This is a genomic window from Umezawaea sp. (assembly GCF_057122925.1).
On record NZ_DBNGPQ010000138.1, the window covers coordinates 102,373 to 115,241 of the forward strand.

The window sequence follows — 12,869 nt, forward strand, 5'->3', positions numbered from 1 at the left end:
CACCGCGTACCGCTTCCTGCGTAGATAACGGTGTGTGCACGGATCGGGACGTATCGTTGCAGGCTTGCCACCTATGAATAGACTCCGCCGAATCGCATCCAATGAGGGATGCATCACGTGGTGTCTGGGCTGACGCGCGGTCGGCCGCTGGTGGCGCGACGCGATGCGGTCCCCTGTTGGGCAGACACTCACCAGGAGGACGGATGTCCCGGCAATTCCTCGCGGAGGGCCTTGAACTCTCCGGAGGTGATCGCGGCGTTGTCGCCGTGATCGCCGTGGTCGCCCTGGCAGCCCTTGCCGTCGGCTACGTACTGCTCAGGGAGGTGCTGGCCGCAGGCCAGGGCACCCCCAAGATGCAGGACATCGCCAAGGCGGTCCAAGAGGGCGCAGCGGCTTACCTCAACAGGCAGTTCCGCACGCTCGCACCCTTCGTGGTGATCGTTTTCGTCCTGTTGTTCGCCCTACCCGCCGAAGACCTGAACGAGCGGATCGGCAGGTCGCTGTTCTTCATCATCGGCGCCGTCTTCTCCGCGAGCATCGGCTACCTGGGCATGTGGCTGTCGACCCGCGCCAACGTGCGCGTCGCGGCCGCGTCGAAGGAGGACGGCGGACGGGAGAAGGCGACCCGGATCGCGTTCCGCACCGGTGGCGTCGTCGGCATGATGACCGTCGGCCTCGGCCTGTTCGGTGCCGCGGTCGTCGTGCTCGTCTACGCGGGCCAGGCCCCGAAGGTGTTGGAGGGCTTCGGGTTCGGTGCCGCGCTGCTGGCGATGTTCATGCGCGTCGGCGGCGGCATCTTCACGAAGGCCGCCGACGTCGGCGCCGACCTGGTCGGCAAGGTCGAGCAGGGCATCCCCGAGGACGACCCGCGCAACGCCGCGACGATCGCCGACAACGTCGGCGACAACGTGGGCGACTGCGCGGGCATGGCCGCGGACCTCTTCGAGTCCTACGCCGTGATGCTGGTCGCGTCGCTGATCCTCGGCACCGCCGCGTTCGGCGCGCAGGGCCTGCTGTTCCCGTTGATCGTCCCCGCGATCGGTGTCATCACCGCCGTCATCGGCGTGTACACCACCAAGGCGCGGCCGGGCGAGAACGGCCTGTCGGCGATCAACCGCGCGTTCTACATCTCCGCGGTGATCTCCGCGGTGCTGTGCACCGTGGCGGCGTTCGTCTACCTGCCCAGCTCGTTCGCGAGCCTGGACGGCGTGTCCGAGGAGATCCAGGGCACCAGCGGCAACCCGGCGCTGATCGCGGCCATCGCGGTGATCATCGGCATCGTGCTCGCGGGCGTCATCCTCTGGCTGACCGGCTACTACACCGGTACCGAGCACAAGCCCGTCAAGGAGGTCGGCCGCACGTCGCTGACCGGCGCCGCGACGGTGATCCTGTCCGGCATCTCGGTCGGCTTCGAGTCGGCGGTCTACACCGCGCTGGTGATCGGCGCGGCCGTGTACGGCGCGTTCCTGCTGTCCGGCTCGGTCATCGTGGCGCTGTTCGCGGTGGCGCTGGCCGGTTGCGGTCTGCTCACCACGGTCGGCGTCATCGTCGCCATGGACACGTTCGGCCCGGTCAGCGACAACGCGCAGGGCATCGCCGAGATGTCGGGCGACGTCGACGGCGAGGCCGCGCAGATCCTCACCGAGCTGGACGCGGTGGGCAACACCACCAAGGCCATCACCAAGGGCATCGCCATCGCCACGGCCGTGCTGGCGGCGACGGCGCTGTTCGGCTCCTACAAGGACGCCATCACGCAGTCGCTGGCCAAGGTCGGCTCGACGTTCGACAACGCCGACTACGTCGCGTTCACGCCGAACGTCCTGGTCGGACTGATCATCGGCTCCGCCGTGGTGTTCATGTTCTCCGGTCTCGCGGTCAACGCCGTGACGAGGGCCGCGGGCGCCATCGTGTTCGAGGTGCGCCGCCAGTTCCGCGAGAACCCCGGCATCATGGACCACTCGGTGAAGCCGGAGTACGGCAAGGTCGTCGACATCTGCACCAGGGACTCGCTGCGCGAGCTGGCCACCCCCGGCCTGCTGGCCGTGCTGGCCCCGGTGGCGGTGGGCTTCGGCCTCGGCGTCGGCCCGCTGGCGGGCTACCTGGCCGGTGCCATCGCGACCGGCACGCTGATGGCGGTGTTCCTGGCCAACTCCGGTGGCGCGTGGGACAACGCGAAGAAGCTGGTCGAGGACGGCAACCACGGTGGCAAGGGCTCCGACGCCCACGCCGCGACGGTCATCGGCGACACCGTCGGCGACCCGTTCAAGGACACCGCGGGCCCGGCCATCAACCCGCTGATCAAGGTGATGAACCTGGTGTCGGTGCTGATCGCGCCCGCCATCATCACGTTCTCCATCGGCGCCGACGCGTCCACGGGCATCCGCCTGTCGATCGCGTTCGTCGCCGTGGCGATCATCGTCGGGGCCGTCGTGGTGTCCAAGCGCCGCGGCACCGCCATCGCCGACAGCCCGGCGGAGACGGTCGCCAACGGCGCCGCCTAGTCGCACCGCGCTCCACCACCGAAAAGGGCGCGTTCGGGTCCTCACCGACCCGGACGCGCCCTTTTCGGTTCACACTGGACGGGGAACCACGACCCGATCCAGGGAGATGGACATGAGGCTCAGCCTCGCCGCGCTGCTGGCCGCCGCCGCGCTCGCCGCCGGGTGCACGTCGGGCGGTGGCGGCTCGACCAGCCCTTCTCCGTCCGCGCCGACGGCCGACCCGGCCGTGGCGTACATGGACGAGGTCTGCTCGGCCGCCTCCGGGTTCGCGAGCGCCGCCCAGTCGCCGCCCAAGCTCGACGCGACCGACCCCGCCAAGCTCAAGGCCGACATGAGCGCCTACATGGGCCAGCTCGCCGCCGCGTTCGGCACGTCGGCGACCGACCTGCGGGCGGTGGGGCCGTCGCCGGTCGCGGGGGGCGACGAGCAGGTGAAGCGGATGGCCGACACGTTCGACGAGGTCGCGAAGGTGTTCACCGACGCGAAGGCGCAGGTCGAGCAGGCCGACGCGGCGGACCCGAGCGGCGGCCTCCAGGCGGCGGGCGAGGCCATCGCGAAGCTCACCGAGTTCGCGGAGCCCCTCAAGGACCTCCAGACCAGCCCGGAGCTGCTGGAGGCCGCGGAGAAGGCGCCGAAGTGCCAGTCGATCCGCCAGCCGGCCACCAGCGCCTCCGAGGCTCCCACCAGCGGCGTTGCCCCCACGACCACGTCCTGAGCGTCGGTCTCGATTGGGGAACGGGGCGCCGAACGGCGCAAAAGCACATCCGAGTGGCCCATCGGAACGGTAGGTTCGCCCCTCTCAAGCTCGACTCGATTGCAACCGGGAGTTCTCCATGAGGCACCGCCTCGCTGTGGTCGGCGTGTTCGCCGCCGCGGCCCTGACCATGACCGCGTGCGGCAACCAGACCGCGGGCACCGCCTCCGGCACCGGTAGCGGTTCGACCGGCACCACCACCTCCTCCTCGGCCGCCGCCGCGGGTGGCGACGAGACCGTCCAGTGGATCGACAAGGTCTGCGGCGCGAGCCTCGACGTCATCAAGACGCTGTCCACCGAGCCCGAGCTGGACACGACGGACCCGGCGAAGATGCAGACCCAGTTCGCCACGTGGCTGGGCGACGGCTCCACGGCCGTCGACGGCGCCATCACGAAGCTCAACGACCTGAAGAAGGGTCCGCACCCGGACTCCGAGAAGCTGGCCACCAGCGCCGCGGACATCTTCGGGCAGCTCAAGACCGCCCTCGACAAGGCCAAGACCGGCGTCGAGGCCGCGAACCCGCAGGACCCGGCGTCGATCGCCGCGGCGTTCACGCAGGTCGCGACCGACATGCAGGCCGTGGCGAAGGTCGGCGAGGACTTCGACGGCGTGCTCGTCCGCTCGAACCTGGCCGACGCCGAGAAGAAGGCGCCGAACTGCAAGGCCATCGAGGGCGCGGCGGGCAGCGCGTCCACGCCGCCGACCACCTGATCCACCGCCTGCGCCGCGTGGACGGGAACGTCCACGCGGCGTTCGGCAGCTGACAGGGGTCGAACAGGTGTTCTACGCTCCGTGCGTGGGGCAACTGTCCTTCTACTCCGCCGAGGCGCGCCAACCGGGGGTTGGGGACCTGGCGGGCCTGCTGTGCGGGCCCGGCCAGGCGATGGGCTTCGGACGGGGTACGGCGGCCCGCGTGTCGGTCGTCGTGGCGGACCGGGGGCGGGCGACGGCACTGGCCTCGGAGTGCGCGCGGCGGGGTGTCGTGGCAGGGATAACACCCGTCGAGGAGTGCGGCGCGTTGGTCCGGACGGCGTTTCGCACGGATCTCACCCGTTTGGCCGCTGAATGGCTCCGCGGGGGTGCGGCCAAATCGGTGCCCTCGGAGTTCGAGCTGGACGGGGCGGTGCTCAGGTTGTGGGCGCTGGCGTCCGGTGGCTGGGTCGATTCGGCGTACGCGCTCGGGCTCGACCCCGATGCCCCGGAGACGCACGAACCGCTGCTCGCGGCCTTGATCAGCTCCGGATTGCCCGCCACGCTCGTCACCGGACCGAGTGGTGGGCCGGTCCTGAGGGTGATCGGCAGGCGCAGGCTCGCGAGGCTCGCGGAACTGGTCGGGGAACCGCCGGGAGGCGTAGCGGAAGTCGACTGGCCGGCCGCCTCGCCGGGTCCTCCCAACGGGCGATAGAGGGCGCTTGTGTCACCCTGTCCGCACCAGGCCTGCCCAGCGGGGCTGGTCGACAGTGCACACTGGCGGGTCGAAGCACAGGGTTGGAAGAGAGCGGGACAGCGTGGCTGGATCGACACGGACGAAAAACGGCTCCGGGGCTACGGGTGACGGCAATCGCCGATTGGTGATCGTCGAGTCGCCCGCCAAGGCGCGGAAGATCGCGTCGTACCTCGGCAGCAACTTCGTCGTGGAGTCGTCCAAGGGGCACATCCGCGACCTCCCGCGTGGCGCGGCCGACGTGCCCGCGAAGTACAAGGGGCAGCCGTGGGCTCGCCTCGGTGTCGACGTCGACCACGACTTCGAGCCGCTGTACGTCGTCACGCCGGACAAGAAGTCGACCGTCGCCGAGCTGAAGGAGCTGCTCAAGGGCGTCGACGAGCTCTACCTCGCGACAGACGGCGACCGCGAGGGCGAAGCCATCGCGTGGCACCTGCTCGACACGTTGAAGCCGAAGATCCCGGTCCGCCGGATGGTGTTCCACGAGATCACCGAGACCGCGATCCTCGCGGCCGCCGCGAACCCGCGCGACCTCGACCAGGACCTGGTCGACGCGCAGGAGACCCGCCGCATCCTCGACCGCCTCTACGGCTACGAGGTCAGCCCCGTGCTGTGGAAGAAGGTCATGCCGAAGCTCTCGGCGGGCCGCGTGCAGTCGGTCGCGACCCGGATCGTGGTGGAGCGCGAGCGGGAGCGGATGAAGTTCGTCTCCTCCTCCTACTGGGACATCTCGGCCACGATGGACGCCGGCGCCGAGGCGACGCCGCGCAACTTCGGCGCGCGCATGGTCGCCGTCGACGGTGCCCGGCTGGCGCTGGGCCGCGACTTCGGGTCGGACGGCAAGCTCAAGGCCGGGTCCGAGGTGCGGCTGCTCAACGAGGCCGAGGCGCGGGCGTTGGCCGCCGGTCTGGCCGACGTGCCGCTGACCGTGGCGAGCGTCGAGGAGAAGCCGTACACGCGGAAGCCGTACGCGCCGTTCATGACGTCGACGATCCAGCAGGAGGCGGGCCGCAAGCTCCGCTTCACCGCGGACCGCACGATGCGCACGGCCCAGAAGCTGTACGAGAACGGCTACATCACCTACATGCGCACCGACAGCACGACGCTGTCGGAGACGGCCATCACGGCGGCCCGCACGCAGGCGACCCAGCTCTACGGCGCGGAGTACGTCGCGGCCCAGCCGAGGCAGTACACCCGCAAGGTCAAGAACGCGCAGGAGGCGCACGAGGCGATCCGCCCCGCGGGCGAGGTCTTCCGCACCCCCGGCGAGGTCGCCCGCGAGCTGGACTCGGACGAGTTCAAGCTCTACGAGATGATCTGGCAGCGCACGATCGCGTCCCAGATGAACGACGCGCGCGGCAACACGACGTCGGTCCGGATCGTCGGCAACGCGACCACGGGCGAGGAGTGCACGTTCTCCGCCTCGGGTCGCACGATCACGTTCGCCGGGTTCCTCAAGGCCTACGTGGAGACGGTCGACGCCGAGGCCGGCGGCGAGTCGGACGACGCCGAGTCGCGGCTGCCGCAGCTGGTCAAGGGCCAGTCCGTCACGGCGGCGGACCTCACCGCCGACGGCCACTCGACCAGCCCGCCCTCGCGCTTCACCGAGGCCAGCCTCATCAAGACGATGGAAGAGCTGGGGATCGGTCGCCCGTCGACGTACGCGTCGATCATCAGCACCGTCCAGGACCGCGGCTACGTGTGGAAGAAGGGCTCCGCGCTGGTGCCCTCGTGGGTGGCCTTCGCGGTGGTCGGGCTGCTGGAGCAGCACTTCGGCCGCCTGGTGGACTACGACTTCACCGCCGCGCTGGAGGACGAGCTGGACGGCATCGCCGCCGGTCGCCAGCAGCGCACGACGTGGCTGTCCGGCTTCTACTTCGGCGGCAGCGTCGGCCCGGAGAGCTCCATCGGCCGTTCCGGCGGGCTGAAGAAGCTCGTCGGGTCGAGCGTCGAGGAGATCGACGCCCGCCTGGTGAACTCGATCGTGCTGTTCGACGACGCCGAGGGGCGTCCCGTCGTGGTCCGGGTCGGCCGCTACGGCCCGTACCTGGAGCGGGAGGTCGTCGGCGACAACGGCGAGCCGACCGCGCAGCGGGCGAACCTGCCCGAGGACATGCCGCCGGACGAGTTGAACCTGGAGATCGCGGAGAAGCTGTTCTCCACGCCGCAGGAGGGGCGTTCGCTGGGTGTCGACCCGGTGACCGGCCACGAGATCCTGGCGAAGGAGGGCCGCTTCGGCCCGTACGTGACCGAGGTGCTGCCGGAGGTCGCGGAGGAGAAGACCACCGCGAAGAAGGCGGCGGACGCCAAGAAGCAGGCGAAGCCGCGCACCGGCTCGCTGTTCAAGGACATGTCCCTGGACACGGTGACGCTGGAGGACGCGCTCAAGCTCCTGTCGCTCCCGAGGGTCGTCGGCAAGGACCCGGAGACCGGGGCCGAGATCACCGCGCAGAACGGGCGCTACGGGCCGTACCTGAAGAAGGGCACGGACTCGCGCTCGCTCACCAGCGAGGACCAGCTGTTCACGGTCACGCTCGACGAGGCGCTGAAGATCTACTCCGAGCCGAAGAAGCGGGGCAGGTCGGCCACCAGCGCCCCGCCGCTCAAGGAGCTGGGCAACGACCCCGTGTCCGGCAAGCCGATGGTGGTCAAGGACGGCCGGTTCGGCCCGTACGTGACCGACGGCGAGACCAACGGGTCGCTGCGCAAGAGCGACACCGTCGAGGGCCTCACCGACGAGCGCGCGTCCGAGCTGCTGGCCGAGAAGCGCGCCAAGGGGCCGGTCACCAAGAAGAAGCCCGCGGCGAAGAAGCCGGCGGCTCCGCGCAAGAAGGCGCCCGCCAAGACGAAGAGCTGATGACGTAGGGGGTGGCGGTGCCTGGACCAGGAGAGTTCGGACCCGACGGGACTCAGGACCCGCCACCACCCCGCGCGTACCCGGACGCGCTGGCGGGCCTGGTCACGGGGGAGACCCCCTACCGGCCGAAGCGGGTCGCGCCGCCGGTGCAGCCTGCCTACTCGCCGGTCGCGCCCGACCCGGAGCTGGCCCGCGAGGCGATCCGGACGGCGATGCTGCACGAGCAGCGGGCCCGGCCGGTGCGCACCCGTCAGCCGCAGCCCCAGACGCAGGTCGGCGCCCACCGCGTGCAGTACCGGGCACCGGTCGCCCCGACGCCGCAGGCCCATCCCCAGGCGCCGCCCCAGCCCCAGCAGGCCCAGGGGGAACGGCCCAGGTCGCGGGGTTCCGCGTTCGGTGGTTGCCTGGTGGCACTGCTGATCATCGGATCGGTGTTCTTCAACGTCATCCGGCAGGTCGTCGAAGCGTTGTTGGACGCAATCCGCTGACTGTGCGCACTGACCGGGTCGGCCGCGGTTAGGCTGATCGGTGGGTGGCTACAGGGGGTGGACGACATCCAGGACAGCGACGACGCAGGTCAGCTCAATCCGGGCGCGACCGGCGCGGCTTCGGCAACCCACCGGTTGCGGAGCGTGCTGGCGATCAGGCCGTTCCGGCGGCTGTGGGGCGTCACCTACCTGTGCAGCGTTGGTGACTGGCTGTCACTGCTCGCCCTCACCGGTCTGGTGACGAAACTGGCCGAGGGCTACGGCTGGGAGGGCTTCGCGCTCAGCGCGGTCGTGCTCACCCAGCTGCTGCCCGGCATCCTGTTCGCGCCGCTCGGCGGGGTGCTGGCGGACCGGTTCGACCGCCGCAAGGTCATGGTGGCGTGCGACCTGGCCCGCGGTGCGCTGTTCCTGTCCATCGCGTTCGTCGGCGCGGCGTGGTGGCTGTTCATCGCCAACTTCCTCGTCGGCTGCTGCGCGATGCTGTGGATCCCGGCCAAGGAGTCCGCCGTCCCGAACCTGCTGCGCAGGCCGGACCAGGTGGAGTCGGCCAACCAGCTCGGCCTGGTGATGACCTACGGCATCTCCACGATCAGCGGCTTCGGCCTCTACGCGATCATCTCCGGCATCCCCGGCTACCTGCACCTGACCAGCGACGACGTCGTGTTCCGGGTGGCCATCATCGCGGTGGTCGTCAACGGCCTGCTCTACATCACCTCGGCGGTCCTCGTCGCCACGCGCATCCCGGAGCTGTCCGGGCGGGCGACGTCGGCGAAGAAGAGGGAGGACGCCGAGGACGAGGTCGGCTTCGCGGCGATGATGCGCGACGGCCTCCGCTACGCCTGGCGCACCCCGCTCGTCCGCGGCCTGGTCATCGGCATGATCGGCGCTTTCGCCGCGGCGGGCGCCGTGATCGGCTGCGCGAAGCTGTACGCCCTGAGCCTGCTCGGCGGCGACAGCGCGTTCGCCCTGCTGTTCATCGCGGTGTTCATCGGGCTGGCCAGCGGCATGGCCCTGGCCCCCCGCTTCGCCCGCCGCCTCACCTACAACCGCCTGTTCGGCCTCACGATCGTCTGCGCGGGCCTGAGCCTGGTGATCGTCGCGCTGGCGCCGCACCTGTGGATCGCGCTCATCGCCGTGGCCATGGTCGGCGGGTGCGCGGGCATCGCGTTCCTCACCGGCCTCACGATCATCGGCTCCCAGGTCGAGGACTCGATGCGCGGCCGCATGGTCGCGCTCGTCCAGTCCCTGATGAAGATCATCCTGGGTCTGTCGACGGTGGTGACCCCGCTGCTGGTGACCGTGCTGAAGCCCCGCACCATCACCCTCTTCAACCACCCCATGAACGTCGACGGCACCCGTCCGGTCATGTTCGGCGCGGGCGTGCTGGCCGCCGTGGTGGGCCTCATCGCCTACCGCCAGATGGACAACCGGCGCATGGAGCCGATCTTCTCGGAGCTGTTCGACGCGATCAGGGGCAAGTCGAAGGCGTCCGCGGGCGTGCTCATCACGGTCGAGGGCGACACCCGGCAGGACACCAGCGTCCAGGCCCGCCGACTGGCCGAAGCGCTGCGCGCCGCCGGCCACGCCGTCCTCCTGGCCAGCGACCCCGACCTGGACGAGCACCGCCTCCGCAGCATGCTGTCCACGGTCGACCTGGCGGGGGTCCGGGCGCACGCGCTGGTCGCGGCGGCCGTCCGCGCGGACGTGGTCGAGCGCGAGGTGCGGCCCGCGCTGGACAACGGGGCCCTGGTCGTCATGGAGCGGTACGTGGACAGCCCGCTCGCGCACTTCAGCGCGGTCGGCAGCATCCAGCCCGCCGAGGTGGAGGGCCTGGTCGACTGGGCCACCGGCCGCCTCCGCCCGGACGTCACCATCCTCCTGGACCGCTCACCGGTCACGATGCCCGCCGACGCGCTGAACGAGACCGTCTTCGGCAAGCCCGGTCGGCGGGCCATCGACAACATCGAGCACCATTGGCGCGTGCAGCGCCTCCTCACCGAGATGGCCTCCGCCGACCCGGACCGCTACGTCGTGGTGGACGCGGACGGCACCGAGGACGAGGTCTCCGAGCGCGTGCGCACCGCGGTGCTCCCGCTGTTCGCGGAACGCCGCGTCCCCGAGGCCCAGCCCGTTGTGGAGACCACATGAACACGAGCGTGTGGGCCGACGTCGTCGGCCAGCCCGCCGCCGTGGAAGTCCTGTCCGCCGCCGCCGAAGCGGCGGCGACGATCGTCGCGGGCGGCACCCCGGCACCCGGCACGATGACCCACGCCTGGCTGTTCACCGGCCCGCCCGGCTCCGGCCGTTCGGTCACCGCCAAGGCGTTCGCCGCGGCCCTCCAGTGCACGACGGTCGACGACCGCCCCGGCTGCGGCGACTGCCCCGGCTGCCACACCACGGTCGCCGAGACCCACGCGGACGTCCGGTTCGTGGCCCCGGAGGGCCTGTCGATCTCCGTCGCGGAGATGCGCGCGCTGGTCCAGTCCGCCGCCCGGCGCCCCACCGGTGGCCGCTGGCAGGTCGTGATCATCGAGGACGCGGACCGGCTGACCGAGGGCGCGGCCAACGCCCTGCTCAAGGCCGTGGAGGAACCGCCGGACCGCACCGTGTTCCTGCTGTGCGCCCCCTCCGACCACCCCGAGGACGTCTCCGTGACGATCCGCTCGCGGTGCCGGATCATCCCGCTCGGAACGCCGAGGCCCGACGCCATCGCGGACGTGCTGGAGCACCGCGACGGCGTCTCCGCCGAGGTCGCGCGGTGGGCCGCGTCGGTCTGCGCCGGTCACGTCGGCCGCGCGCGCAGGCTGGCCACGGACGAACAGGTCCGCAAGCGCCGCGAGTCGGTGCTGCGCATCCCGCTGGCGGTCCGCAGGGCGCAGGACGTGTTCACCTGCGCCGACCAGCTGGTCGCCGCCGCCGAGGCCGACGCCACCACCGCCAACGAGGCCCGCAACGAGGACGAGCGGTCGGCGTTGGAGACCGCGATGGGCGCGGGCGGCACCGGCAAGGGCACCGCGGCCGCCACCCGAGGGGCCAAGGGCGCGATGAAGGACCTGGAGAAGCGGCAGAAGTCCCGCGCCACCAGGACCCAGCGCGACTCCTACGACACCGCGCTGGTCGACCTGGCGGGCTTCTACCGCGACGTCCTGGTCACCGCCACCGGTTCTCAGGCCAGGCTGAACCACCCCGACCGCGCGGCGGAGGCCCGCACGGCCGCGGAGGCGTGGACCCCGGAGTCCACGCTGCGCAGGCTGGAGGCGGTCCTCGCGTGCCGGGACGCGCTGGAGATGAACGTGAAGCCGAGGATCGCGATCGACGCCCTGGTCACGGCCCTGCACCACGGCTAGCGCTCGACGTACCCCAGCGCGGTGGACACCTCGTCGGCGGCGCGCAGGACCCGCGGGCCCAGCGCCGCCAACTGCTCCATCGTGTGCTCCATGGCCAGCGTGGACGCCGAGATCCCGCCGACCACGGCACCGGTGTGGTCGCGGATCGCGGCGCCGACGCACCGGATGCCGATCTCGTTCTCCTCGTCGTCGAAGCCGTAGCCGACGCGGCGCGCCCGCGTGACCTCGGCCCGCAGCCGGTCCTCGGTGGTGATCGTGCGCGGGGTGCGGCCGGTGAGCGTGACGCGGGCGACCAGCGCGTCGAACTCCGCGGGCGCCATCGACCCCAGCACGGCCTTGCCGATGGCCGAGCAGTGCACGGACAGGCTCATGCCCAGCCGCGACGGCATCCGGTACGGCTTGTCCGCCTCCACCTTGTCCACGTAGACCAGTTCGTCGCCGACCAGCATCGCCATGTGGACGGTGCACAGCGACTCCTCGCGGAGGGCCCGCAGGGCGGGGCGCGCCCGTTCCACGGTGTCCACCGGCCGGAGCACCTTCCCGGCCATCACCAGCACCTTCGGCCCCGCGAGGTAGCCGCCGTCGGACCGGACCGCGGCGAAACCCCGGTCCACCATCGCTTGCAGCAGCCGGTGCACGGTCGACTTCGGCAGCCCGGTGACCCGTGCGATGTCCGTGATCCGCGAGTGGTCGGCCAACGCCTCCAGCACGGCCAACGTCTTCTCCACCGCGGTGTCGGTCACCGGCCCAGCCACCCGCCGTCGACCACCAGCACGTGCCCGTTCACGTAGTCCGACGCCCGCGAGCTGAGGAACACCGCCGCACCGACCACGTCCTCCGGCGTGCCCCACCGCCCGGCCGGTATCCGGTCGCGGATCGCGGGTTCGCGACCCGGATCGGCGCGCAGGTCCGCGGTGTTGTCGGTGGCGATGTATCCGGGAGCGATCGCGTTCACCTGCACATTGTGCGGTGCCCACTCGTTGGCCAGCGCCTTGGTCAGCCCCGCGACCGCGTGCTTGCTCGCCGCGTACGCCGCCACCGTGACCCCGCCCTGGAAGCTGAGCAGCGACGCGACGTTCACGATCTTCCCGCCCGCCCCGTCGAGCATCCGGCCGCCGACCACCCGGCTCAGCTCGAACACCGAGTCCAGGTTGACCGACAGGACCCGCCGCCAGTCGGCCAGCGACACGTCCGCCGCGGGTTCGCGGTGGATCGTGCCCGCGTTGTTGACCAGCACGTCGATCCGCCGCTCGGCGAGCACCGGGGCCAGCGCGGCCTCGACCGCCTCCGGGTCGGCCAGGTCCACGACGACGGTGTCCACCACGGCGTCCGGCACGGCGCCGAAGTCGGCGGTCCGCCCCAGCAGCACCAGGTCCGCGCCCGCGTCGGCCAGCCCGAGCGCGATGGCGCGACCGATCCCGGAGCGGGCGCCGGTCACCAGTGCGGTCCGCCCGCGCAGGGAGAAGAGGTCCACGAG

The 12,869-nt window shown here is 71.2% G+C and carries 10 protein-coding genes; 8 read left to right on the forward strand and 2 right to left on the reverse strand.

The window, feature by feature from the left end; all coding sequences use genetic code 11:
- The first annotated feature begins 203 nt into the window (after positions 1-203).
- The 8 genes from AC156L_RS31245 (at position 204) to AC156L_RS31280 (ending at position 11,392) form a co-directional block, all read left to right on the forward strand.
- Positions 204-2,501, forward strand: a complete 2,298-nt coding sequence (locus AC156L_RS31245) for a sodium-translocating pyrophosphatase (RefSeq protein WP_484407523.1) — start codon at positions 204-206, stop codon at positions 2,499-2,501.
- 112 nt (positions 2,502-2,613) lie between these two features.
- A complete protein-coding gene (locus tag AC156L_RS31250; protein ID WP_330878738.1) occupies positions 2,614-3,216 on the forward strand; it encodes a hypothetical protein in 603 nt (200 codons plus the stop codon).
- Positions 3,217-3,334: 118 nt separating this feature from the next.
- A complete protein-coding gene (locus AC156L_RS31255; RefSeq protein ID WP_330878739.1) occupies positions 3,335-3,967 on the forward strand; it encodes a hypothetical protein in 633 nt (210 codons plus the stop codon).
- Between the two features lie 85 nt (positions 3,968-4,052).
- Positions 4,053-4,661 carry a hypothetical protein gene (locus AC156L_RS31260; protein ID WP_330878740.1) on the forward strand — a complete coding sequence of 203 codons (609 nt, stop codon included), beginning with the start codon at positions 4,053-4,055 and terminating at the stop codon, positions 4,659-4,661.
- Positions 4,662-4,764: 103 nt separating this feature from the next.
- Positions 4,765-7,557, forward strand: a complete 2,793-nt coding sequence (topA, locus tag AC156L_RS31265; protein WP_330878741.1) for a type I DNA topoisomerase — start codon at positions 4,765-4,767, stop codon at positions 7,555-7,557.
- Positions 7,558-7,574: 17 nt separating this feature from the next.
- Positions 7,575-8,045 carry a hypothetical protein gene (locus tag AC156L_RS31270; RefSeq protein ID WP_330878742.1) on the forward strand — a complete coding sequence of 157 codons (471 nt, stop codon included), beginning with the start codon at positions 7,575-7,577 and terminating at the stop codon, positions 8,043-8,045.
- A gap of 57 nt (positions 8,046-8,102) precedes the next feature.
- Complete coding sequence (locus AC156L_RS31275; RefSeq protein ID WP_330878743.1) at positions 8,103-10,193, forward strand: bifunctional MFS transporter/dTMP kinase; 2,091 nt, start codon at positions 8,103-8,105, stop codon at positions 10,191-10,193.
- On the forward strand, positions 10,190-11,392 hold the full coding sequence (locus AC156L_RS31280; protein WP_330878744.1) for a DNA polymerase III subunit delta': 1,203 nt from the start codon (positions 10,190-10,192) through the stop codon (positions 11,390-11,392). The genes AC156L_RS31275 and AC156L_RS31280 overlap by 4 nt, the downstream gene beginning before the upstream one ends.
- Here the strand turns inward: AC156L_RS31280 and AC156L_RS31285 are convergent.
- The gene (locus AC156L_RS31285; RefSeq protein WP_330878745.1) at positions 11,389-12,135 is read right to left on the reverse strand and encodes an IclR family transcriptional regulator; all 747 of its coding nucleotides are present in this window, start codon (positions 12,133-12,135) and stop codon (positions 11,389-11,391) included. The genes AC156L_RS31280 and AC156L_RS31285 overlap by 4 nt on opposite strands.
- On the reverse strand, positions 12,132-12,866 hold the full coding sequence (locus tag AC156L_RS31290; RefSeq protein ID WP_330878746.1) for an SDR family oxidoreductase: 735 nt from the start codon (positions 12,864-12,866) through the stop codon (positions 12,132-12,134). The genes AC156L_RS31285 and AC156L_RS31290 overlap by 4 nt, the downstream gene beginning before the upstream one ends.
- Positions 12,867-12,869 lie beyond the last annotated feature (3 nt).

Coding starts and splice junctions, on each gene's coding strand:
- AC156L_RS31255 (WP_330878739.1), top strand. CDS start 3,335: ATGAGGCACCGCCTCGCTGTGGTCGGCGTGTTCGCCGCCGCGGCCCTG.
- AC156L_RS31280 (WP_330878744.1), top strand. CDS start 10,190: ATGAACACGAGCGTGTGGGCCGACGTCGTCGGCCAGCCCGCCGCCGTG.
- AC156L_RS31245 (WP_484407523.1), top strand. CDS start 204: ATGTCCCGGCAATTCCTCGCGGAGGGCCTTGAACTCTCCGGAGGTGAT.
- AC156L_RS31250 (WP_330878738.1), top strand. CDS start 2,614: ATGAGGCTCAGCCTCGCCGCGCTGCTGGCCGCCGCCGCGCTCGCCGCC.